The organism is Porcincola intestinalis (assembly GCF_009696445.1).
Taxonomy (GTDB): Bacteria; Bacillota; Clostridia; order Lachnospirales; family Lachnospiraceae; genus Porcincola; species Porcincola intestinalis.
Map to the genome: position 1 here is coordinate 8,874 of NZ_VULZ01000003.1, position 25,341 is coordinate 34,214.

The 25,341-nt window shown below is 50.0% G+C and carries 4 protein-coding genes; 2 read left to right on the forward strand and 2 right to left on the reverse strand.

The features are described from left to right. Positions 1–386: 386 nt before the first annotated feature. Entirely contained in the window at positions 387–14,474 is a 14,088-nt protein-coding gene (locus tag FYJ35_RS03785; protein ID WP_205839700.1) for a Spy0128 family protein, read from the reverse strand. A gap of 397 nt (positions 14,475–14,871) precedes the next feature. Between FYJ35_RS03785 and FYJ35_RS03790 the strand changes: the two genes are divergently transcribed. Together FYJ35_RS03790 and FYJ35_RS03795 are read left to right on the forward strand one after the other, a co-directional pair. After that, positions 14,872–15,585, forward strand: coding sequence for a LytR/AlgR family response regulator transcription factor (locus FYJ35_RS03790; RefSeq protein WP_154523416.1), 714 nt, complete (start codon positions 14,872–14,874; stop codon positions 15,583–15,585). Positions 15,586–15,595: 10 nt separating this feature from the next. Further along, positions 15,596–16,972, forward strand: coding sequence for an ATP-binding protein (locus FYJ35_RS03795; protein ID WP_205839701.1), 1,377 nt, complete (start codon positions 15,596–15,598; stop codon positions 16,970–16,972). Between the two features lie 191 nt (positions 16,973–17,163). Here the strand turns inward: FYJ35_RS03795 and FYJ35_RS03800 are convergent, their stop codons facing one another. Next, positions 17,164–25,200: a DUF7507 domain-containing protein gene (locus FYJ35_RS03800; RefSeq protein WP_154523422.1), complete on the reverse strand. Its 8,037-nt coding sequence runs from the start codon at positions 25,198–25,200 to the stop codon at positions 17,164–17,166. Positions 25,201–25,341: the final 141 nt, after the last annotated feature.

Genomic DNA, 25,341 nt, shown 5'->3' on the forward strand with positions numbered 1-25,341 from the left:
CTCTCTTTCTGTCCTTTTCACGGCGGCTGGGACTTATCTGCAAAAAGAAACCCGTCCCAGATTCTACTCTGGGACGGGTTAATCTCTAATCCGCGGTACCACCCATCTTCAGAAGACCGGATGTCCGGGTCCTCTGCACTCGAACCGCCTGTATGCCGGCGGATGCATCCGCTTATCCTGCATCTGCAGCACGTGCAAATGTCTGATCGTCCATGCTGCCTGCCGTTTTCGCGGAAGACTCCGATGCTGAAATTCACTCTGCCGGTCAACACCGCCCTCTCAGCAAACAGGCGGCTCTCTTTGGATGGTCCTGCACAGCTACTTACACACCTTCACAGTCATGCTGATTCTACTGCCAAGGCTCTAAATGTGTCAAGCCTGCCTTTTTAGTTGTGGTTCTTTTTCTGGCGTCTGCGTTCCTCCATGGCTACGAAGCCCAGGCACATCGCTGCCAGAAGCATTGCCGTCCAGCCATTCAGCGGTGTGGTATCACCGGTCTTGACGGACTTCCCGGCTGCCGGGGCTGTGTATGTATTCCGGATGGTCAGACTGCTGTCCCCGTCATACTTCACAGACTCAACAGTAAGCGCATTGGTATTCTCGTCCTTGACGACGGTCACCTCCACCTTGTGCTTTGCAGTGTCGTACGTCACATTGTCTACACCGGTATTTTCCTCGGTGATGATGTATCTGTACGTCCCGGCCTTGTCGAATGCGATCTCGCCGAACGCTACTGTTGTGTTCTTCTTTGTTGCTTCCGCAACATCACCATTCTGACTCTCCGGCATCGGAGCATTGCCCTTTGCCTTCAGATCAAATCTGAAGCTGGACGCCTTGCTCCAGTCGTTGAAGTCCTTGGTGACCTTGAGAACGGCTGTTGCTGCAGTGAAGGTATTTCTGATCGTAAGTCCCGTGCTGTCATCCTTTGCTTCCTCCACTCCGTCGTAAAGAACTGCAGCGCTCAGAGCATTGGTCGCATCGTCTGCCTTTGTTACCTGAATGACCACCTTATGAGCATTCGTATCATAGGCAATTCCATCGATTCCATCATTAACCTCCGAAATCTCATACTCATAAGTGCCCTTGCCAACTTCCCAGAATTCAATGTTCCTGAATTCAGCTGTCTTTTCCGCTTCCGTTGCTGTCGCGGTCAGGTTCACCGGCATCGGCGCCCCTTCTGTGAGTGCCTTGATGTTGAAGGTGAAGCTGTCTGCATTACTCCAGTCGTTGAAACTCTTGGTTACATGAAGCGGCGGATCAACCGGTGTGAAGGTATTTTTGATTTCAAGCTGATCCTTGCCATCATAGGAAATGGCTGCGGATAGCGCATTGGTTGCATCATCTGCCTTCGTTACGGTTACGACCACCTTATGAACGGTCGGCTTGCCGGTACCATCGGTATCGTAATCCACACCGTCCACTCCGCCATTTACTTCCTGGATGGTGTACTCGTAGGTGCCAGCCTTGACATACGTCATCTCACGGAAGTCAGGCGCCGGATTCTTCTTCGTCGCGGTTACGACTGCCTCTTTGTCTGAGCCCTCCGGCATCGGTGCATCCTTGGTTACCGGCTTCAGAACGAGATCGAAGGTCACATCATCGAAGAAGTTTCCGTACTTCTTGGAATCTGTCCATCCGTTGAAGTTCTTGGAAAGATCATCCGCCGCGATGCTGACCGGGGTAAATGTGTTCTTTATGGTAAGAGAACTCTTATCCTCCGGCACGATGTCGCTGTCATTCGCCGCCTCGTAGGTAACGACGGCTGAAAGCGCATTGACTGCGTCGTCTGACTTGGTAACAGTGACGGTTACGGTGTGAGGATTCACATCGTAGCTTACACCATCACGATGATCGTTCCGCTCTGTAATCGTGTACGTATAGACTCCTGCGTACTTGAATGTCATGTCATCAAAGACAGCTGTCAGCTGATCCTGATCGACGCTCTGGCTGGTTACCTCCTTTCCATCCGGATTCTTCGGCATCGGATTTTTTACTTCATTTCCGTCAATATCCTTCGCTGTGTTTCCTGCTGCCGCGATGTCAAATGTAAAGCTGTCTGCCTTACTCCAGTCGTTGAAGTCTTTGGTCACCTCCACATGTGCAGTTGCAGGTGTATACGTGTTCCGCACGGTCAGGCTGTCAACCGATGCAACAGAAAGTTCATTGGTGTCTTTGTCCTTTGCGATCGTGACTTTGACTTCATGCTGCGTCGGCTTCTTGCTGCCGTCCGTGTCGTAATCCACGCCGTCCGCTCCGCCGTTTTCCTCGGTGATTGTGTATACGTAGGTTCCGGCCCGGTCAAACTCAATCTGACCAAATGCGGCGGACGGATACCCTGTGGTCTTGTCTGCGGTGCTGTCTTTCCTGACGGATACTGTCGCTCCCTTCTGGTCATTTGGCATCGGAGCTTGATCCTTTGCGGACAGATTAAAGGTGAAACTGTGCGCCTTCGTCCAGTCATTGAAATTCTTGGAGACGCTCAGGCTCTGATGCACCGGCGTGAAGGTATTCGTTATAGTAAGAGAAGTCTTGCCGTCGTACTTCACAACCGCGCTCAGTGCATTTGTGGCATCCGTCGACTTCGATACAGAAACCAGTACGTTATGTGCTGTTGTATCGTAGGAAACACCATCCAGATGGTCATTTGTCTCCGTGATCTGATACTCGTAGGTTCCTGCCTTCGTGTAGGTAATCTCACCAAAGACTGCCTCCGGTGATTCCTTTGAAACCGTTGCCTTACCGCTGTTTTCTCCTGACGGCATCGGTGCACCCGCTGTCTCCGGTGTCAGCGTGAATGTAAACTTGTCATCATCGAAAAGATTCCAGTCGTTCCATCCGTTGAAGGCTTTCGTCACCTGCAGCGTCTGTTTCAGAGGCGTGTAGGTGTTGCTGATGGTAAGAGACGTCTTAGCATCCTGCGGTACCGTTCCCTTATCATTCTTTGTTACATCATAGTAAATGTTTGCAGTCAGCGCATTGTTGTTCGAATCTTTCGAGACAACTGCCGCCACCGTGTATGGAGCAGCGTCATAGCTGACCCCGTCAACCTGTCCGTTGCGCTCCGTCACTGTATAGTAATACGTTCCGGCCTTGCAGAAGGCGATATTGCCAAAGCTTACAGTCGGCTGATCCTTCGTTGCCGTGACTGCAGTAACCTCCGGCATCGGATTCTTCGCAACGCCTGCCGTATTCGAATCCGCCTTCAGATCGAACGTGAAGCTCGTATCGACCGGCCAGTTCTCCTTCGTATCCTTATTCAGGAACTGTTTGGTAAGGCCGATGGAAGCCTTTACCGCTGTGAAGGTATTGCTGATCGTCAGGCTGTCCTGGTTTCCGTCATACTTCACGGATGCGGACAGCTTGTTCGTGCGATCCGAAGCCTTTGAGACTGTAACGGTAACCGTATGCTCCCTTGCATCGTAGCTGACACCATCCCTGCCATCATTGGTTTCAGTGATGGTGTAGTGATACGTGCCGGCTTTCTTGTACGTGATGGCGCCAAAATCTACGTTCGGAGCAGCAGAGGTTGCTTTTCCGGAGACAGCTCCGTCTTTTGCGCCTTCCGGCATCGGAACCGTCACTTTATCACTTGGCTCCGTTTCACCGGGTTTGCAATAATTATCTGCCTTCAGTGTAAACGTAAATTCGCTCGCTGACTTGTTCCAGTCATTGAAGTCTTTCTTTGCCTGGATATGCGCCGTTTCCGAAGCAACGGTGTTGGTGATCGTCAGGCTCGTCTGGCCATCGTAGGTAACTTCAGCTGTCAGGGCATTCGTCGCAGAATCTTTCTCTACCTTAACCTGGACCTGATGCTCCTTTGCCTTTGTCGAATCACCGTCCGCCGTGTCATAAGTGATTCCGTCTTCCTCACCGTTTGCCTCCGTGAGGATGTAATGATAAATACCTGCCTTTCTGTAAGTGATCTTTCCGAAGACAGCGGTTGCCTTTTCATCACTTACAGCATCTACTGTCATGCTCGTTCCATTCGTTCCAGCCGGCATCGGGGTGGCAATGGCCTTTCCGTCCTCGCCATTCCCTGCCGTGTTACTTCCGGCCGTCAGCGTAAAGGTAAAGCCTTTTTCTGTCCTGGTCCAGTCGCTGAAGTTCTTGGTTACCTGAATCGGATCCGCAGTCACAGCCGGTGTATAGGTGTTGGTGATCGTCAGACTGTTATGCGTATCGTCATTCGTCGCACTGTTATTCGTATCGTCGTATTTGATGGACGAAACAGTAAGCTTATTATCGTTGTCCTTCGATACGACAATCGTCACCGTATGCGTGTTTCCATCGTAGAGAATGCCGTCCTTGTGATCGTTATCCTCCTTTATGTTATAAGTGTACGTACCTTCCTTCACAAAGGTAATGGGTTTGAAGGTCGCTGTCGGTACCGTTTTGCCAGCCTCTGCAGTGAGAACATTCTTTCCGTTTTCTTCTGGAAGCGGAGCGCCTGCCGTCACTGCCGAGATGTTGAACGTAAACTTCGTATTGGCAAAGTAATCGCCATACGCTTTGTCTGTCCAGCCATTGAATTCCTTTGTGACCGCGACATTCGACTGAACCGGAGTAAACGTATTGGTAATAACCAGCGGATCTGTCAGCTTGTCTGCCTTCTTCCCATCATAGGTAATTTCAGTGACGGAAAGCTTGTTTGCTGTACCTTTCTCGACCTTTACAACTGCCGTGTGCTCCTGCGTGTCATACTGAACACCGGACGCTGTACCCTTTTCCTCTCTAATATGATAGGTATAGGTGCCTGCCTTCTCGAAGGTCATGCTGCCAAAGCCTGCTGCGGAACCATCGTTTACGGTTACAGACTTCTTCCCAGCCTTTGCATCTGCCGGCATCGGTGCATTTTCTACCGGTGTCAGGTCAAATGTAAAGCTGCCTGCCTTTGACCAGTCGTTGAACTCTTTTCGAACCTTCAGTTCACCGCTGACTGGTGTAAACGTATTGGTCACGGTAAGGCCGTCGGTTAATTCCTTCCCGTCCTTACCGTAATACTTCACCGCCGCTCTGAGCTTATTGGAGGCATCCGCAGCTTTCGTTATAACAACCTCTACTTTGTAGGGTGTTGTATCATAGGTGATGCCGTCCTCATCGCCTGCGGTTTCCTGAACCGTATAGGTGTATGTACCGGTCTTCTCGTAGCGGATGCTGCCGAAATCAACCGTATGCTGAGACGCTGTTGCCGTCTTTGACACTACTCCACCGGCGGCACCCTCCGGCATCGGTGTAGTAACTCCTGCCGTGTTTGTTTTTGCAGTCAGTGTAAAGGTAAATCCATTTGGAGCTTTCTTCGCCCAGTCATTCTGCCCAAAGTCCTTGGTCACGCTGATGGAAGCTGACGTACCATAGAAGGCATTCTTCACAGTGAGACTGTCTTTTCCATCATATTCCACAGAATCCGCCAGTGTATTATCGCTCTTCCTGCTTACTATCACTGTGACGTTGTGCGTCCGCTGTTTATTGTTACTGTCGTCCCAGTCGTAGGCAACGCCGTCCACACCGCCGTTGTTCTCGGTCAGTGTGTAATGATATTCGCCGATGTGGTCATAACTGATTGCCGCAAACGCCGCCGTCAGATCTTTCGTATCTTTGTTGATGGTAACGGTTGCGGTATTGCCATTTGTTCCAGCAGGCATCGGCGTCGTCACCTTTTGAGTGTCATTACTGCCGCGCGTCAGGGAAAAGCTGAAACCCTTTGGAGCCTTCTTCGTCCAGTCATTCTGCCCGAAGTCCTTGGTCACGCTGACGGAAGCTGTTACCGGGGTCAGCCTGTTCGTGATGGTCGTCCCGCTTACAGACTTCGTGTAGCCGCTTGGAACGTTCACTTCATCTACCGTATATGTATAGTTTCTCCCCTGAGCATCCTGTCTCGGAAGGTTCTGGAACGTATAAGCAGACGTTTCAGCAGTCGTACCACTCGTCTTCAGTTCAATCAGCGCTTTTCCCTGGTACAGAACATCATCCTTTATTGCAGTTCCGTTCTGATACAGCTGAACCTCAATGCTCTGGCGCTGTCCGTTGAAGTTGTTGTCATCCATCCACTTCTTCGTTACCGTAACTGAAGTCGTGTTGAGGGTGTTTTCAAGAGACACGGTAGAGTTCTTGACAGCACCTTTTTCATCTGTTCCGGTAACAGCGGAAGTAGCTTTTGTCCCATCATTGTTGTAATCGGTAACCTTGCTCTCCAGCACACGGTATTGCAGAGCCACCCGCTGGCCACCTACGCGTGCATAGACCGGAAGGTTATGCCAGGTCGCATCAGCCGCATTGACAGATCCATTCGCGTCTACTTTCAGCGTCTTTGCAGCCACATCGGTCGAATAGCCGGCTGTCACATCTGTCGCGTAGGCTGTCGCGTAGTCCTTGTCTGTAACGTTTGTTTCTGGATTCTTAACCGTGTTCCATCTGCTTCCGTCCGTGCTGTACTGCAGTGTTACCGTGATCTTGTCTGGGCGTTCATTGTAGAAGTTGTAAAAGTCATTCCACGTCTTATTCAGCGTCAGATCAAATACGGAGATGTCATGCTGATTCGTGACTGCTGCTGTATCGGCTTCCTGGGCATCCACGGTATCCGTGTGAAGCAGTACCGTTACTTCCGTATCTGCCGACTTTGACAGAACATCCGTCTCCTGATATTGCCCCTGGTTATTCCCGCTGAATGTTTCTGTAATCTTGTAGTCCAGCTTCTTACCATCACGGTCATACTGATCAACGATAAAGCTGTACGTGTACAGATCCGTCGTCGAGCTAACAGTTTTTGTCGAAGCTGTCGCTGTAACATTACCTGTCCGGGTATGCTTGTTCGCATCCTCATTGTCTGATACACAAGCGATCGTCAGGCTGGCCGGTCTGTAAACCTCACGGTTTGCACCGTCCCGGAACGTCTTGGTTACATTGACGGTGGTACGTTTGATGTTCGTAACCGTCTCAGTCGTTCCATTCTCTCCGACTTCAAGCGTGTATACGGAACGGAACATGCCTGTACCAAGATCAAAATCCCGGACTCCATCTGCTCCATCCTTTGACGAAATGGTTGTTCCGTTATCCGTGAAGTTGACGGTATTTCCATTCTTGTCCAGCTCAACGGCTCTGTAATAACGGTCGGACCCATCCTTGCCGCGCTTCGGGAGATTGGTGAGCGATGCTTTCCATGTGTTAGCTTCGTTCAGTGTCAGCGTCACACCTTTGAATGCGGTCCAACTACTGCCGGTTGTCTTGTCCTGATACTGGATCTGGAACGTTACCGGGGTCTTGCCATCTTCCGATGCCCACTTCTTCTCTACAGTCAGAGAAGTTGTATCCAGCGTATTGGTTATATCTGTCTTTGTTGCATTTAAACCCGTATCAGTTGTTTTCTCACTGCCGGTATAAGAAATATTTCCATTCTGAGCGGTGACTGTAACATCGTTGACACTGTATACATCGTTGACACTGTCGTCATTCTCCGTTCCAGCAGCTCCTTCCGCCTTTTCTGTAAAACGGTAGGTATACGTATTGGACTGGGTATCTTCTTTAGGAAGCGTATCCTGTTCTGCATATGACCAGTTATTCGCAGACGAGATGACAACGGTATACAGAGAGTTGTCCGACGAGTGTCTTACGTATTCCCAATTTCCTTTTCCTACCTTTCTCTGCAGATATAAGGTCAGGCTTTCAGGCCGTGCAAGAAACTTGTCAGAATCGTCCGCCCATGTCTTTGTAACAGTCACTGACGCGGGAAGCAGCTTGTTGCGTAGCGTGGATATGAAAACATTGCTTCCTTCGTTAAAAGTATTTGTCGAGTTGATGCACTGATAAGAAGCAGCAACATTATCATCAATAGCGTCTCCGCCAATGGCCGTTTCAACAGCCCTGTACTGATACTGCTTCCCATTCTCATACAGTGGCAGGTTCCGGAATGTGAGACAGTTTGTCCACGCACGATTCTCATCCTTAACCTTCTCTTTCAGCTGATAGGTGACGCCATTTAAATCCACCCCATCTGAAAGCGATCCTCTGTTTATATCACAGCTCACATCATAAGAATTTCTGTGCAGAAAATCAGCGTTTACATCCGTCCAGTTGCTGCCGTCTGTGCTGTACTGTAGCTTGACTGTGATGCTTCTCGGACGCATATCGTTCTTGTTCGAGTTATCATCCCACTGCTTGGTTACAACCAGAGAAGTGCGGCCATAAACATTCTCAATCGTACCGAGATTTAAAGGATTGGATTGAGATGAAGAAGTATCAGTTGACCATTTCTGGGCAAAATGACCATCAGTAGCACAATTGAAATTCTGCAGCTTGCCCCCGGCTTTCCAGACATCCGTTGTGGTGTCTTCCGTAATACGGTACACGTAAGCCTCACCAAGCGAGGTGTAGCGGCGAAGTTCCAGCGGACTATTACCATCCTTGTCCATAATGGTAAACGCGCTGTCACCCTGCGCATTATCCCACTTGACTGAAAAATCTTTTCCCTGAGCATACTTTACGTTGCCAGCATGATTGCTTTCATTATTAACAAGTCCGTCCAGGCTGAAAGTAAGATCACTGTTATTAACATCACTTAAAGAAGAGAGGATTCCTTCTGGACTCCATTTCTTGTTTGCGCTGATTGTGATGAGGTTATCTTTCTGATAGTCATTCTTAAAGGAAACCTCATCGTAGATTTTACTCCCGTCATCGCTCTGCATGGCAGCTGTATCAGTCTGGTTCCAGTCCCCTTTATTCACTGAGCAGGACACAGTATAACCGTTAATTGGTTTTTCAACCACATAGTAAGCAAAACGCTGCCCACTCGGTGTCAGATCATAGAGGTTGTTAAAGGCAAACGTTACATTACCATTATTGTTTTTGAAGTCAGTCCCCGGTATTGTTTTTGTCTGCAACTTCTGACTGCTGTCGTTTTCATTGAAAGTGGCACCAGGCTTCACCCGATAAAGTGTGAACTCGACATCCGGGTATCTCCCTTCCTTGATCTCATCATCCGTCCAGCCACTTGTTTCAAACTCCTTGGTAACCGTAATGCTTCGTCGTCCTGCTATGTATCTGTTCGTTACCTCAAGGTCTCTGGAAACATGCGTCAACTGAAAAACCTGATTAAACGCAACGGCTTTATCATCCGAAAAAGACTCTGTTACACTGTAGATATATGGATTCCCATTATCATCATATTTCGGAATCTTCAGTGTATGGCCCTGATCATCCTTAAATGCAAAGGTGTAGGAACCATTCTTTACGACCAGTTTGGCCGTCGCTGGCTTACCATTTACCGTGTACGTCGAACCATTTCCAGTGTCCTTCTCACTTTTCTGAGTCAGTGTAAATATGATGGAGCCGTCTTGCGGCATGACAAGCGGGTCGCTTTCCATGTCATACGGGACATTGCTGAAAACCTTTGTACCACTGGCCTCCATTGTACCGAACATGGTATTTGTGAAAATAGAACCATTGGCAAGATATGTCTTGTCCCCGGATTGGATAGCAGTTGTTCCCTCAGCCGGCGTGTCCTTCTCCTTATAACGCTCCGCACCGTCGCCGGTCATCGTCTCGGAAGCATAATAGGTAACCTCGGCGCCGATATCATCATCAGTCAGCGCATCGTTCGAGGCATTGACCAGATCCTTCGTGACATACTTCGGCATACTCTGTGCAAAGGTATATCTATAAGTATTCTCTTGTCCGGATACGGCTTCCATGTAGGTATCGCCGGAAATCGGGATCAGGTCAAGCTTCTCCTCATCTCCGCCTGCTGCCTCAATCTGACTTGCGCTCTTCACCCGTGCCGCCAGGTTCAGCGTGACATCCGGGCGAATGTTTTCGCTGTTGTTGTGATCCTCCCAGATCTTTGTGTAGGAAATCTTCTCAGACTGGTCCACGCGGCGGTTTCTGAAGCTAGTCGTAATCTTCAGGTTCTCATTATTTTCACCGTCTGCGCCAGTTGTTGTCCTCGGGAATCCGGGATCAAGCTGGCTGTTATTGATGTAACCGCTGCCTTCAGGCAGACTTTCCGTGCAGGCATACCCATATCTTGTCCCAGCATCCTCGTTATACAGCGGGAAATTATTGAAGGTAAGCGTATAGTCATTGAGACTGTCGCCCTGCCCCAGCGCAAAGGTATAATCTTTCCCTTCTACGGCATCCTTCCCGTCGATGGTGACCTTCGTCGAGACCTTGCCATCATCGCCTGCAGTCACCACGCAGATCGCATATGGATCTCCGTCTCGGGTAATGTTGAAGGTTACATCCGGGCGCCCCTTCAGGTAGTGACCGTCATACCATTTCGAATTGATCTCGTAGACAACACTGCCCTGCTTGACGTTCTTCACTTCGCTGTCGTTGTTGCCGGTATAGGTAACCTTATATTTCTGTGTGACCTTAATGTCGTTTCCAGCGCTCAGCGTGGTGGTATAGCTGTCATAGCTGCAGCTGTCGCCTGCAGGAACATCCGTATCTCCGACCTTCACCTCGCGGTAAACGATATTATTCTTGAGAAGGTTGTCAAATGTGCGTGTGTTCCCATTTTCGTCAGTAAGAGTCCTTACTCCATTCTTTTCGCTGCCGAAATAGGTTGTTAGCTGCTCTCCACTAAAACCAAACAGGTTGGTGACATGCCATCCATTATCTGCGGACAGTGTGTATACGCCAATGCCCTGGTCGTCCCACTCTGTTGGACGATCCACCTTTCCCCCTTGATCGACTCGGAAAACCTTGATCACTACCGGACGGCGCGTGGAAGTATCGCCGCCGTCGACCCATGTTTTGTAGAGGTCAACGTCCATGTTCTGACCATCGCCGTCACCGTTGACATTGTTGTTTGTTATCGCAACGGATTCAACGAGGTCTGCCCTGCCGGTATCATCCTGGGTAAGAGTATAGTCAAAGTAATGGCGGGAGTTATCATTCACCTCGTCGACGAAGTAGGTATAACGGGACGAATTCTCGTCATACAGCGGCAGAACAATGTCCGTATACGTGCTGCCCCAGTCTGTCTTGTCTGCAGCGCCCGTCAGCTCACCCGTATAAGTCTCTTTTGCGTCTGCCAGGGCAACCCACTTTCCTTCATGATCCAGAACCTCTTCTTTCCCATACGGATCCACACGATGGATTGCATACTGAACCGAAGTTTTTCCCGGTTTAGCAAGCCATTTTTTGCTCAGCACAAACCGGATCGTGCCGCCCAGCGTATTCGTGATCTCCGCGACTCTGGTTTTTTTCGTTGGTGATTCGCAATTAGCGGGAGTAACCTCCGTGACACGGTAGGTGTCGATTTCACCGCTGGCATCCCGAATGGTAAAAGCATCGTTTACATCCAGCGTACCATCCTCATCTCCCGCTGAGATATAGTTTTGCTCTGGCATCTCATACGGAACATAGGTATAGAATTCACCCTTTTCGTCGATCATCGGCAGATCACTGAAGGTCGTTCCCGCCGTCAGATCATTATAGTCAGCAAATCCGTCGATCTTCTGTACAAGCGGTTTTCCGGTATTATCCTTGACGATTACTGCCTGATCAGGGTCTTTTGTGTATCGTTTCAGGCCGACGTGTACTGTATAACCTGCGACCTTTAAGGTTGTACCCTTGGCAACCCAGTGCTTCTGTACCGAGATACTGGTTGTATTTTTTACATTTTTGTTTAGAACAGTTCCGCCATTCGGACAGCCGAGCGTCGTTTCGTTCCCCGAAGCATCCTTATAGATCGCCTCGTAATTTCCATCATCCGAAGCAGGAATGACTTCCTTTAGGACGTAATGATACTGACGACCGTTATTGTCATAGGCATCCAGATCCTTGTAGCTGAGCAGGTCAGTTTCTGGCCTCACCCCCTTATCTGGTGTCTCCCTAACAGACACCAGCTCCATGTTCTGAGGGTTTGTTGTATACCGGTACAGCTCAAGCATCGTCTTCGGACGAAGAGACGGGAAAACATCCTCCCACACCTTTTTTTCCGAGAAGTCGATCGTCTTGGAGATGGTAAAGGTGATCGTAGCGCCATTCCAGGCATCTTCACTGTTCTCGTGCACGCCGGATTTGTTGGATATCAGCGTTGTGTAATGAAGATTCTTACCGTCGGCAGCCGTTTTATCTGGAATATCAAACTTCTTAATATAGTAAGTATTCGGGTTGTCCATGGTGCCGGCATAGGATGGAAGACCATGAATGGTGATGGTATATGTTCCATCTTTTTGATCAGTAACCTGGATGTTCCCCTGATCGACGGATACCAGCTGATCACTTTCTCCATTATAAATCTGGATCAGCTTCTTAATGCTGTCCGGCGACAATTCATCTGTGTTGGGTCTTGCCCCTTCTGAATTATCAGAATCCTGCCACCTGATTGTGGCATTCAGCGTGTACTCTTTCGTATTGACAAGGTTCTGTCCATCGCTTTCCTTGCTGTAGCCGGATGGAACTTCCTTCTCCTCAAGGCGGTAAGAAATCTTCTTCTGCGTATAGGAGGTACCATCGCTATTCTTTACTGCCATATATTCCGGCAGTCCCGAGTAGCTGAGCGTATAGATGCTCTTATTGCTATTTGCTTTGGATGTCTGCGTAATTGATCCTGACGGAACAAGCAAATCCGATTCACTGACATCCTTCCATTCGCCGTCATCACCGGCAACCTGATATTGAAGCGTCACCAGGCTCGGAGTCTTCTCATGGGTTTCTGTGTCCGTCCCATCGTCCAGCCACGTCTTGGTGAAGCTGGATTCCTCATCCGATGCTTTCTTCACCCAGACAAAATCATATGTCAGAGCACTGTTCAGCGTTGTGTTTTGTACAGAGCCGGCACTGGTATTGTTGTCCGTACGTTTAATTGAAGCAGTAGAAAGCGTAGACAGAATATACCCGTCCCGTGAAGCATTGACAGTGAATGCTGCCCCCTGAGGCAATGTCAGTTTGTCAGTCCCCCGGAAGGAAATATTACTGCCGTACGTGTGGCCCTGTTTATCCGCAATTGACCAGGATCCGTTGTAAGACGTCGTTCCTGTATCTCCAATGACAACGTCACGAATCTGTACATCATCCTTAGCAATGCTCAGCTCAAGGGGTGTGTCCACCTGTCCCTTGCCATCCTTCAGCGTGGCATCGGATTCCGTCGATTCAAAGCTATAGCTACTGATTGATGGATTCGGAATACACTTCACCTTCACTTTATCTGTAGCATCAAGCTGAATACCGGTGATCGTGAAGTTGTAATCGAAGTCAACGCTGGCATGGCAGTCCTCGCTGGAGCGCGAAGTTGTGTAGAGTTCAGTTTTTCCGTTCTCCTTTTTAACGGTTACAGTGAACTGGAAGAAATCTGTATCGTTCACCGCAGAAAAAAGGATATCATTTGCAAGCGCATCTTGTCCTTTTATTGTACCGATGATCGGTGTTGAAGCCTCATTCGTTTTTACTGCCGGGGCTCTTCTCGCGCCTGCAAGTTTCGCGGATGCTGCTGCAGGAGCAGAAGTATCTGCTACGGATTCATCCGTCTCGGTTCCTTCTGTCTGAGGTTCTTCTGTCTCCGTCTCAGCCGGCGATTCAGACGCTTCCGGTTCTGTAATCGCCGCTGCCTGACTGTTCAGGGATGTCAGCGCCTCGTAAGCGGCTGCTACTTTTGCATCTGCCTTCTGCTCATCCGAGAACTGATTGTAGATGTTGAGGAGACTGTCCAGATCTGCCTGTGACTGCTTATGCGCATAATCCGCATCGTTGAAAGCTTTCTCAAACGCTTCCTTCTTCGCCTCATCCTCATTGGCATCCAGCGCAGCTTTTGCGTTGACCGCCGCCTGGCTGATTCTGAGAACCTCGGCAGAATCCAGCGCGTTCACCTTGTCCGTGAAATAACTCTTCTCATAATTGCTCAGATTCGTGACAACAGTTTCCAGCTTCTGATCCGCCTCTTTCACGGACTGATCTGCCTGATCTTCCCTGGATAATGCTGAATATGCACGCTGAAGCGCCGCCAGGCTGTCACGGGACTGTTTCATAGCCTGGTCTGCGTTCGACGCCGCATTCTTCAGTGCAGCATCCTCAGGATGATGTACTGAAGAAGCGTCCGCCTCAAACTGCGTTTTGCGCAGCGCCTTGATGCTGTCCCAGTTCAGGGTGGAGACATCTGATACGAACTTTTTTGCCGCTTTTGAAACTTCGTAAGCCGTCTCACGCTCTTCAGTCTCTTTCTCAGCCTTCGGAGCCGTCTCACTGCTGCCCGGTGCTGCGGCCTGCTCTTCCTTCTGCGAAGCGGCCTGTGATGCGGGCTGAGCGGCTTCCGGCTGCGCCGCAGGCTGCGTCTCCGGCTGAGCTGCAGGCTGGGTCTCCGTCTTCGCTGCAGCCTGGGTCTCCTCTTGATCCGCTGGCTGGGTCTCCGGCTGAGCTGTGGGCTGAGCCGCCGGCTGCGTCTCCGTCTGAACTGCAGGCTGGGTTTCCTGCGAAACCGGAGCTTCGGTTGCTGCTTCTGCGTATACAGCAGTCGGCATCGACAGCTGAACTGTGCTCATCAGCATGGCTGCTGAGCATATCATCGAAACAATGCGGTTAACATTCTTTCGCACATGTCCACTTCGTTGGATCTTTTCCATACAAACTACTCCCTTCTTACAAACCTTCTTACAAGAAAGTTCGCTTTTTTCGGTCACAGTATACTTCATAATCAATTAATAAGCAATGTTACAGATTGCATTTACAATATTAAACAAGCTATTGCATTGTGTATAAAGCTATTGCACTGTTATTATAGCATTTGCATGTATAATATAGCATTTGCGCGTATAATAGAGCAATTGCATTCGAATATGTCCTTTGATGCCTGATTTAACTCATCTTTTCGTTTTCGGCTGATTTTGCTATAATCATATTTGTGGCAAAACAGTATGGTTTTCTTGAGGTCTTTGCTTTATGCGTATTGGAATTGTAGATGATCAGGCAGAAGACAGAAGACTTCTACGTACAGAAATGAGCCGATGTCTTGAGAATGACGGTCTGGAGCCCGCCGAGTATTGTGACTATAATAGTGGAGAATCGCTTACCGCCGAGTATCAGGAAGGCATGTTTGATCTGCTTTTTCTTGATATCTGTATGGATGGCAGCTCCGGAATTGAGACAGCTCTAGCTATCAGAAAAATTGATGCACGCGTCAGAATCATATTCGTTACCACAAGCAATGACTATGCGGCAGAGAGCTATCAGGCGAAGGCTTCCTATTACCTTTTAAAGCCGCATACCTTCGCCCAGTTTCATGATATGTTTATGGACCTGATCAATCCGGTTACGGCCCCGGCTGCTGAAAACAGCCTGACGCTTTCAGATGGAAGCCGGATTGCTTATAATGACATTACCTTCACAGAGTATTATAACCATTATATCTACTTTCACCTGCGCAGCACGCAGGAAGTGCGTAGGATCTACATGTCCCAGCGGGAAATCGAAGATCTGCTTTGCTCCCGCCTGGAATTCGCATCCTGCTCCAGAGGGATCATCGTTAACTTCGACAGAATCAGCCGTTTTTCAGACACGGTTCTGTATCTTCAGGATGGCAGCAGCGTTCCCATCAGCCGAAGGAGGCTGCATTCCATAAAGGATGCCTACGCTCAATATATGTATCTTTCATGAGGAAAACCGTATGCCATTTTCAAGATGGGAGTGCCTACTATACTCAATTGTCTCCATCGTTCCATTCATCATTCTGTTCTACTATACATTCAAGGACCGATTCCGCTTCAGCATATCACGGACATTTCTCATCCTGGTTCCCTTTACACTTGTTCAGATCATCATCCAATTCGCCGCTCTCTACGGATATCTGCGGTGGATCGGATTTGCTGACATTCTGTCGCCGGCATTATTTGTCCTTTTGCTGCTGATCGTCGTCCGCGATCATATCGGACGAGTTTTGTTTGCACTTCTTGTTGTCTGCAACTTCAGCAATCTTGCCGTCTCGGCAGCCAAATACGTGGAAGGATTGTTTTCGGAAGCCGATGCACTGAAACGATACCACTGGACATTTTCTTTCTGGCTGCTCATCTTTGAATGCGCCATCCTGTTGTTTCTCTGGAAGGTCATGTTCAAGGCGTTTCGAATCACCGATCTGCCGGACAGCTTCACTGACACAGAAAATCTCTACGATTCAAACAGCCAGCATTACCTTCCTGAGGGCCGTTTTCTGTGGAGATATCTCTGGTTTGTGCCTGCTACATTTTATCTGATCTGGATGTATATGTTCTATCAGGGCAATGAGCCGGCGGTCAGAAAGCTCATGCAGCTGCATTATCTTCTTGTAGTGATTGCGGTTGACTTCGGTTCTCTTTTCATATACGGACTGATCATTCAGCTCATCCGCGATCAGGAGGAAAAGCTGGAGCTTCGCAGTGAAAACTATCAGCTCAGCCTGCAGACCCTCCAATATCAGTATATCAATGACCGAATCGAGCAAACCCGCCGCATGCGGCATGATCTGCGTCACTTTCTCTCAACCACAGAAATGCTGGCTAATGCTGGAGAATGGGAGCGGCTTCACCGCTTCATCTCCGAGACCATGGAAAGCTCCGATCTCGGTGAACCTCTTTTTTTCTGCAGAAATACCGCTGTCAACGCGGTACTCTCCTACTATTACCCGAAGATGAAGTCCTGCGGCATTGTCCCCGACATTCATGTTGACATCCCAGAAGAATCGGGTGTTACATCCTCTGATTTATCGCTCCTGTTATCCAATCTGACAGAGAACGCTGTTGAAGCCTGTTCTCATCAGGCTGCGACAGAGCGCAGCCTCTCCATTCACGCAGCCATGCGGGGCGAAAATGTGCTGATGCTCACGGTTTCCAATAGCTATGAGATCGAGCCGCAGAAAAATGCATACGGCGTGTTTCTTTCAAGCAAACGTCAGGGATTGGGAATCGGCCTCGAGTCAGTCCGAGCGATTGTCGAAAAATACAAAGGACGCTGCAGTATTGAGGCGAAAGATAAGAAATTCACCGTCCGGATCATGCTGCTGACAAGCTGATCTAGCTTCTAACGATCATGCCTCATACAAGACCCATACAAAAGGAGGGGCCCCCGTTTCCGGGGGTCCCTCCTTCTTATGCTGTGGTCGCAACTTTCTGAGTTATCTGGTTCGGCGCTTTCTGAGTTTCATAAAGCCTGCCATCGCGACTGCCGCAAAAAGAGCCAGCCATCCATAGAACTGGATCATGCTTATTTACGGCGTTCCTCCTTCTTCTTTCTAGACAGGATCATAATTCCGGCTGCCGCCACAAGAAGCATTGCAAGGTAGGCGCCTGTCTGAGTGGGATCTCCCGTCGGAACTGCAGTAGAAGTCGTCACCACTTCGTTTGACTTCGGAAGCACCGGATCCGATGTCCTCCCGGGAACCACGATAAGCTTTGTTGTACCAGGCGTCTTTCCTTTTCCTGTCGCTTTGTTGACAACCTTTCCGGCGCTCTGGTCTTTTTCTGTCACCGTGTACTTAGTTTCAAATGTCTGTTTCTCACCCGGCACCAGTTTTTCTACCTTCCAGGTTTCTCCGGTCAGCGGATCAGTCACTTCCACATCTGTCAGCGTCAGATTTCCATCGTTGAAAGCTTCGATCTGGTAGCGGATGGTCTCTCCCACTGCGTAGCCGGAGTGATTCTTCGGGCTGCTAACGGTTTTCTTTGTCACCGTCAGATGAGCATTTTCAGGAACTGTCTTGTTCTCCTTTTCTCCCGGAGTGACATCCGTCTTGTCTCCATTCGGATCCTTGCCGTCCGCCAGGGCTACATTCTTCACACTTCCTGCCAGGATATCCTTCTCCGTTACCACATATTCTGTGTGGAAGGTCTTGTCTTCTCCTGGCTTCAGCGTCCCGGCATTCCAGCTGTCACCAGTCATTTCATCCGTTACAACGATGTCAGAAACAGTCGTATTGCCGTTATTCACCAAATGAATGGTGTAATGAATGGTCTCGCCCAGGTCCACTGCCTTATCCTTGTCGGATGTCTTTTCCAGATACAGACTCGGCTTTGCCTTCTGCACCGCAACCCTCACCGAAGCCGGCTGCGGCTCGACAAAGTTTCCGTTGGCATCCTGCGCGTTTCCAACCGCCTGGTTGGTCACGAATCCGTTTTCTGCGTCAGGATCTGTCACCTTGTAGGATGTATCAAAGGTCAGCTGCCCGCCTGGAGCAAGTTTCTCAATACCATTCCACTTGTCTCCGGTCAGAATGTCTGCGACATTCAGGTTGTACAGCGCTGTGGTTCCGTCATTCGTCAGCGTAATCCGATAGCGAATCGTCTCTCCATTCATATAGGCGGTTCCATCGGCCGGGGCATTTGTCACTTCCTTCTCTAAGGTAAGGTGCGCAAACTGATTCTCATCGTCCGTTCCCTCCCAGGTCTTTTTAACCTCCTTAAAGTCAGCCTTTACCGTATTGGTGTAGGTTCCATTTTTCAGGTCATCTTCATTTACCACATGGAAGGCACTTGTTGTCACGGTCTGTCCGGGCTCCACGTTGGTAAAGGTGTACGGTCCGGTAAAGACCACGCCATCCTGCTCGATCAGCGTGATGGTCTGCGCGGTGTCGTAAATGTTCGTCACGCGAATTTCAAATACAATCTGCTCGCCCAGCTGGTACGCTTTTCCTTCGTGTGTTTTAGACACAACCTGCTCCGGTTTCACGTCATCCGTTACCGTCAGTGTGCCATACACAACTGTGATGATATAATTGCCTTTCTTTACGCTGTCCTGTGAGGCCGCCCGGAGACTCTTTTTGGGAGCCGGCATTACTTCCGAAACCGGAATTTCGTTGCCCTCTTTATCCTTTATAAGGTAGGTAAAGGTGTTGGGGCTGGAGCCTACATAGGTCTGCGACCCGGTGAACGTATACTCTATGATATGCGTATCCGCCAGTCCGACCGTTCCGCTGACTGTGACTTCTTCCTTTTCCAGCGGGCTGCCGTCATAAGGTTTCGTGGCATCAGCGCTGGTCAGCGTGATTTCTCTTGCCGTGATGGTCAGCGTTCCGGCCTTCGTAGTGACATTTGTGAACCAGTCTTTGACGTCCTTTCCCTCTTTATCCAGAATCTTGTACGAAGAAACCGGGTTGTTTCCTTCGACGGTCTGCGAGACATTGGTAATGCTTCCCCCTGCTTCGGCCTGTGCCGTAAATCCATCAGGAAGTCCTGTCACATCCACACCAGGTTCCGTAAGCGGCGTCCCGTCGTACGTCTTTGATGCGTTTTTCGCCGTAAGGATAATCTCTGCCTTGGTATTCTTTGTGACGGCAAGTAATCCCTCCTCCTTACTAATTATGTAGTTCTCCGGAATGAAATCCTCCGATGTTTCGTAGGTGATGGTGTTCGGAACCGGATCGGTCGTCACACCGATGACACTTCCGGTCGCTCGGATGTTGGAAATCTGCGCCTTGCCATTCGTTGTGATGATGCTTCCTTCAGTCTTCACGTTCGGCCGTTCCAGAGGCGTTCCGTCATACTCCTTTGTGTAGGATTCCGACGTCAGCGTGAGATTCACCGGACTGATCTGCAGCTCACCGTCCTCCAGAATCATGTCGTCTGTGTCGAACTGACCCGTTACGTCCTCCCAGAGAAGACCGTTCTGCTTCTTCACGGTTACTGAAGTTATTTTATTTGCCACCTGTTTTTCCGTTACATTCGTCACAGAGCCTTCGACAACGGCCTCCACCTTGAAAGCGCCGTACGTCTCCTGATAGTTCTCCGGAACGGTTACTGTGTAACCGCTGTCCGAATGCGCTTTCCCGTCATAGGGCCAGGTATGGCTGTTCGCCGTAATAAGGAATGCGATCTCCGCCTTGCTGATGGAAAGAGTTCCTTCCTCCTTTCGGATTTCGTAATTGTTTTCATCAAAACCTCCAAAGGGAGCCGGACTATAGGTAATGCTGTTCGTTACCGATCCGACCTCTGTAATCGTTCCGGTCGCCTTGATGCTTCCATCTGCGATTTCTCCGTCCACAAAGCCGTCCCCGGTAACCGTCACTATCGGCAGTTCCAGTGCGGTGCCATCATAGGGCTTTGAGCCGCTGGCGGATAACAGCACTACTTTCCGCGGCGTCACCTGAAGAGTTCCGTTTTTCGTCGTGATCTTACCCATATCAAAATTGGAGGTTACATCTTTGCCAGTGCTTTTCTCCGTAATTTTGATACTATCCTTATCAATCACATTGGCAACGGTTCCGTCCCTGACATCCTTCACCGAGCCGGACACCGTTGCGGTAACCGTATACTTCGCCGCGTCATCCCCGGAAGGCCATGTTGCTGTCACCTTATTTTCAGTACTGTGCACTGTTCCATCGTACTTCCAGGATCCGGAAGGAGCCGTTACGACCAGCTCTGTTCCTTTGGGATAGACGGTCAGTGTCCCGATAATCTCTTCAATTTCGTAGTTTTTCTCCTTAAATTTGTCCTTTACCGTGTTGTAGGCGATCGGGTTTTCCGAGGTACCTTTCTCTAATTGGCTTCCAGTCGCCTTGATGCTTCCCTCTTCGATCTCTCCGTCCACAAAGCCGTCCCCAGTGACCGTCACCTTATCATTGGTCAGCGGTGTTCCGTCGTATATCTTGCTGTCCGTTGCGGATGTCAGCGTCACCTGTCTGGGATTGACCTTCAGGGTTCCGTTTTCTTTTATAACATTTGTAAAGTTTCCGGTAACGTCAGTTCCGGACAGATCCTTAATCGTGTAGGAATCAACGGTATTATCCGCAGTTCCGGCATCCGTAATGGTTCCGCTGACAACCGCCGTTACCTCGAATTTCTCGAATCCCTGCGGTTTGGTTACGGTATAACGGCTTTCTGTAAGCGCCGTCCCGTCATAGGTCTTTTCCGCGTTATTCGCCTTGATAGTAAAGGCGGCGGAAGATTTCGTCACCGTCAGCGTGCCGTACTCATATTTAATATCATAGTTGCTGTCTTTATAATTTGTTCCCTTTACAATTTCTATCGGTTTATTATCCGAGGTTCCTACCGCTGTCTGCGTCCCTTTCGCCGCAACGGATGTTACCTCTCCCTTTATAAAGCCGAGGCTTCCGATTGTCACATCCTGCGCCGTGAGGGTGGTTCCGTCATAAGCCATGGTTGCGCTGGCGGACTTCAGGGTGACGGTTCTTGGCTGAATTGTCAGCCCTCCGTCTGTCACCTGTATGGTAACGCTGTACTTCTCCAGATCGGTTCCGGTAATGGAGAAATCCCCCTGTACCAGCCCGATGTAGTATGTATCCGCATCCGTCCCGGTGGCCGTCTTGCCTATTGCCTTTGATTCATCCAGCTGCAGATTCCCCGGAAGAACAGTGGCTGTCGCCCCGTCCACCTTGATGGCAGTGGTATAACCTTTGACAGAATGTTCCTTTCCGTCATAAGGAACGATGACATTCTTTCCTGTCACCGTCAGGACAACCGCCTTCTTTTTCTCCCACTGTGCATAGAGTTTATTCGTTCCATCCGCATCTACCAGGATGTCCGCGCCTGCCGCCACGGAGGTTCCGCTGCCGTTCGCCGCGGTATTCCATCCCTTAAAATAATAGCCGTCCGGAACTGTAAAACCCGCGTCCGCAACCGTAAGCGCCTTAAAAGAGGCGTTATTCTGCAGCGTCTCCGACCCGTTTACAGACTGCAGCTTTTCCGTATCCGTCTGACCGGAGCCCGCCGGATAGTTGCTTCTGTAGGTAAGGCTGGTGGTCTGGGCGGGATCGCCGTAAACTGCATACAGCGTTGCCTTATCGTTTACCAGAAGCTTATCGCCCGGATAGTAGGAAACTCCTTTTCCTTCCTTATCTGTATTCCAATACAGGAAAGCCTTTCCCTCCGGCGCAGTGACGCTATCTCCAGACTGGATATCCGCGTAAGAGCCGCTGGCATATTCCTTGCCGTCTGTGACGGTTCCGCTTCCGCCGTTCACATCGTATGTCACCGTATATTTGGTTTTGCTCACATAATACGGGTACAGCGTGATATCATCGAAAATCTGTGTTGCAAATTGGAAGGCAGTGTACTGCGTGCCGTTCTTTGTCGCCCAGCCGATCCAGTCCACGTCTTTGGGAAGCTTCACCGTATTCTCGTCTTTTCCCTGGAACACGGTATTGCCGTCCGCATCCACCACAGTAGGCATATCCGCCTCACTGATGGTCGCGCCGTAACCGATGGTAAGCCCGGTGGTTTCTCCGGTTCCGTCGATAGTCAGATGCACCGTCCCATTGTAAGTCGGCTCCGCCCACTTCGCGTATAGCGTGATACCGCCCGCAGGCATAGTCTGACTGAAATCAAATTTCTGTGTAAGTTCCGGTTCCTTGTACCAGCCCTCGAATTGAAAATCTTCCGAAAGCTCTGAAGGTCTGTCCGGTACATAGTTTGCATAGGAGCTCAGCAAGGCCTCGTAAAGCACCTGCTCCTTTCTCGACACTTCGTTATAATTATAGAAAGAAAGCGTGTAGTCGTTTCTTGTATAACGGATGTACAGGTTCGATCTATACGGTGTGCTATCTCCGACAGATGCAGACTTCCATTGGTACCCATTTGTAGAATAGGTGTCTAAAGTGAAGCCATTATACTTATTGCTAAAATAGAAAGTTCCACCATTTGTCTTGGTAGAGTTCGTCGGAGTGCTGCTGTAACTTCCGTCCAGATTCTGCTTATAATGATTGATGGTGATATCGCCACTGCTATTGTCTCTGTACAAGCTAATCTTGGTTGTATCTCCATACTCGTCAAGCGTGTCAAAGATAAAAGCATCCAAAAACGTCAGATGATTTCTTCCCCTACTATTGTACCAGTTGTATTCCGATGGCCAGGTATATCCGTTCTGCGCCAGCGTCTGCCCGTAGAGGCCGGTAAATGTCTTATCAAGGCTCCATTTACTGCCAAACAAACCCGATGGTTTATAAAAATCGATCGTCAGCGTATTCCTGTCGTAGTAGACATTCAGGATGGTGGTGCCGTCTCCGTTGATGGTTACAGGGACCGATTTAGACGAATTATAATGAAATCCCGTATAATTTTGATTCTGGTCAAGGTACACAGGAGAAGCCGTCTGCCCGCTGGTTCCGGTTCTGGTATCGGATTCCTCGTAGTCGTAGGTCTTCTCACTGCCTTTAGCATCCTTCTTGTCGTTGACCGACTGCTTCCAGTAAATTACCGTGTAATTCGTATTTGTGTTTGCTTCCCATACCGCGTAGACCGTTGTGTTCTGGTTGAGCTTTCCGCCGAATATATAATCCGCCTTGGCAGAATCCGGGACAGAGGCCCAGCCTTTGAACGTGTAGCCGCTTCTGGTCGGATCTGCCGGTTTCGCTGTTGCGGCATTTGCAGAGACAAATTGCGGGGCTACATAGGAAGCGCCATCCCCGGAGGAGAAGAACAGATAATGACCTGACTCCACCTTCGGATAAAGGGTGACGTCGGAATTTTCCAGCGTGACCTCTGCGACTGCCTCACCTGTCAGAGAGCTGTCGGTATACCAGCCGGTGACGGATTCCTCCGAACCCAGCGGAAGGGTGACATCAGAGGTGGAAATTTTATCTCCTTTCTTTCCTTCCTTTGTCTCCCATACCCGCTTGTAGTTATCCATAAAGAATACATACAGCTTCTGGCTGAACACCGGGTACAGATTAATCGTCTGTGTAGTAGATACGTCCGCCGTCCTGATCGTAAAGGCGGTTACATCTACCGCGCCGGACTTTGCTCTTTCCACAGAATATGCCCATCCTTGGAAGATATAGCCGTCCTTCTCTGGCGTCTTTGGAGATACGATCGTCTCTTCGTTTTTCACGCTCTGTGTGGAGAGAATGGTAGAATTGTCTGCTCCGTAGAAATTCCATGTTTCTACCGCCGGATCTTGGGCTGTAGTTCCGATTCCGGTAATAACATAAATCGAGAACTCGCCCGCCTCAAAGCTCGCGCCGTCCGCAGAAGCGTCTGTGACCTGGCTTGCGTTGCCGCTGTCATCGATGTGCAGTACCTGATGTCTGTCGCCACTTACGTCCCTTGATGTGGCCATGTTGACAGAAATCGTTCCGGCAGGCTCGATCTCCTTACCGTCCTTGTCCTGGAAAGTGATGTCAACCGCGATGGCATCGACAACTTCCTTGTCCTCACCGACCGCGTCCTGCACGCTGTCATTATTAAGAATGCTGGCCTTGGATACCGGTGCCAGATGCATGGTCGTGCCTTCCGGGAATCTGCCTTCATCTGCATGAACGCGCACGCTGACGCCTGACACAGATCCTTCAAAATCCTGTGCCGGCATGGTATCGGTTTTCTTAAAGTTGGCGGTGTAAACTGTCTTCTCCGGCATATCTGCTGAGAGGGCAGGAACAAAGAACGCATTGCTGCTGACAATGGAATCATCCGACGCGGTCCAGTCTACGAACTGATAACCCTCCTGGGCTGTCGCAGTGGAACCAAGCAGCGCCGCGTCTGCGGAAAGGACATCAACCGTCTCGGAATCCCGGTCCACCGTTCCGCCATTGCCTGCGACATACTCCACTGTGACCATCCTTGTGGCAGGGGCTTCCGCTGCTTTTTCAAAATGCGCAGTATACGTATAGCTTCCGCCGTTCGTTACGGACGAGATCTGCGGAGCAAAGAATGCGCTGGTGCTGACAACGGTTCCATCTGGCGCTGTCCAGTTCTTGAACACAAAGCCTTCTGCTGCCTTCGCTTCAGAACCCACAGTCTGACCTGAAGAGGCCTGGACGACTTCCGATGCGGAAGAGACACTACCGCCTTCAGCCGCTGCATAATAGACGGTAACTGTCTCGGCCTTTCCAGCCGTCTGTCCTTCTTTCTCCGTCAGCTTGCTGTTCGATGCGCTCTGCTGAGTATCCGCGGCGGAGCTCTCTGCCGACTGACTTTCAGCCGGTGCTGCGCTCTCCTGCTGCGGAGCCGCCGGCGTTTCTGCTGCTGCCGGTTCCGGCGTGCTGACGCTCTCTGCCGGTGCTGCTGCGGCTGGCTCTTCCGCCGGAGCGGGTGCGGGTTGTGCTGGCTCAGCTGCCGGAGCAGGCGCGGGTTGTGCCGCCTCAGCTGCTGGAGCAGGCGCGGGTTGTGCCGCCTCAGCTGCAGCAGGTGCTGGCTGTGCTTCTGATGAAGCTGATTCTGCCTGCGCCATCTCTGTCTGCACGCTTTCTTCCGCTGCAAGTACATTGCTCTGCGGAAGGATTCCTGCAAGGTTTGACAGCGTCAATGTTGCCGAAAGCAATACAGCAGCGAGACGCTTCCTCTGTGTTTTCATGTGTTTCCCCTCCTTTTTCTGTAATCCCATTCCCAGGTCAAATTCCAGTCTTATCCATCCCAAGTCCATCCCCGGTATGACATTTACATAAATTTAGTATATAAAAACAGCATTTATTAATCTACAAACATTACCCAAACG

What these genes read in the sequence shown, in the direction of transcription:
- FYJ35_RS03795 (WP_205839701.1), top strand. Translation starts at nt 15,596, where the DNA reads ATGCCATTTTCAAGATGGGAGTGCCTACTATACTCAATTGTCTCCATC.
- FYJ35_RS03785 (WP_205839700.1), bottom strand. Translation starts at nt 14,474, where the DNA reads ATGAGCACAGTTCAGCTGTCGATGCCGACTGCTGTATACGCAGAAGCA.
- FYJ35_RS03790 (WP_154523416.1), top strand. Translation starts at nt 14,872, where the DNA reads ATGCGTATTGGAATTGTAGATGATCAGGCAGAAGACAGAAGACTTCTA.
- FYJ35_RS03800 (WP_154523422.1), bottom strand. Translation starts at nt 25,200, where the DNA reads ATGAAAACACAGAGGAAGCGTCTCGCTGCTGTATTGCTTTCGGCAACA.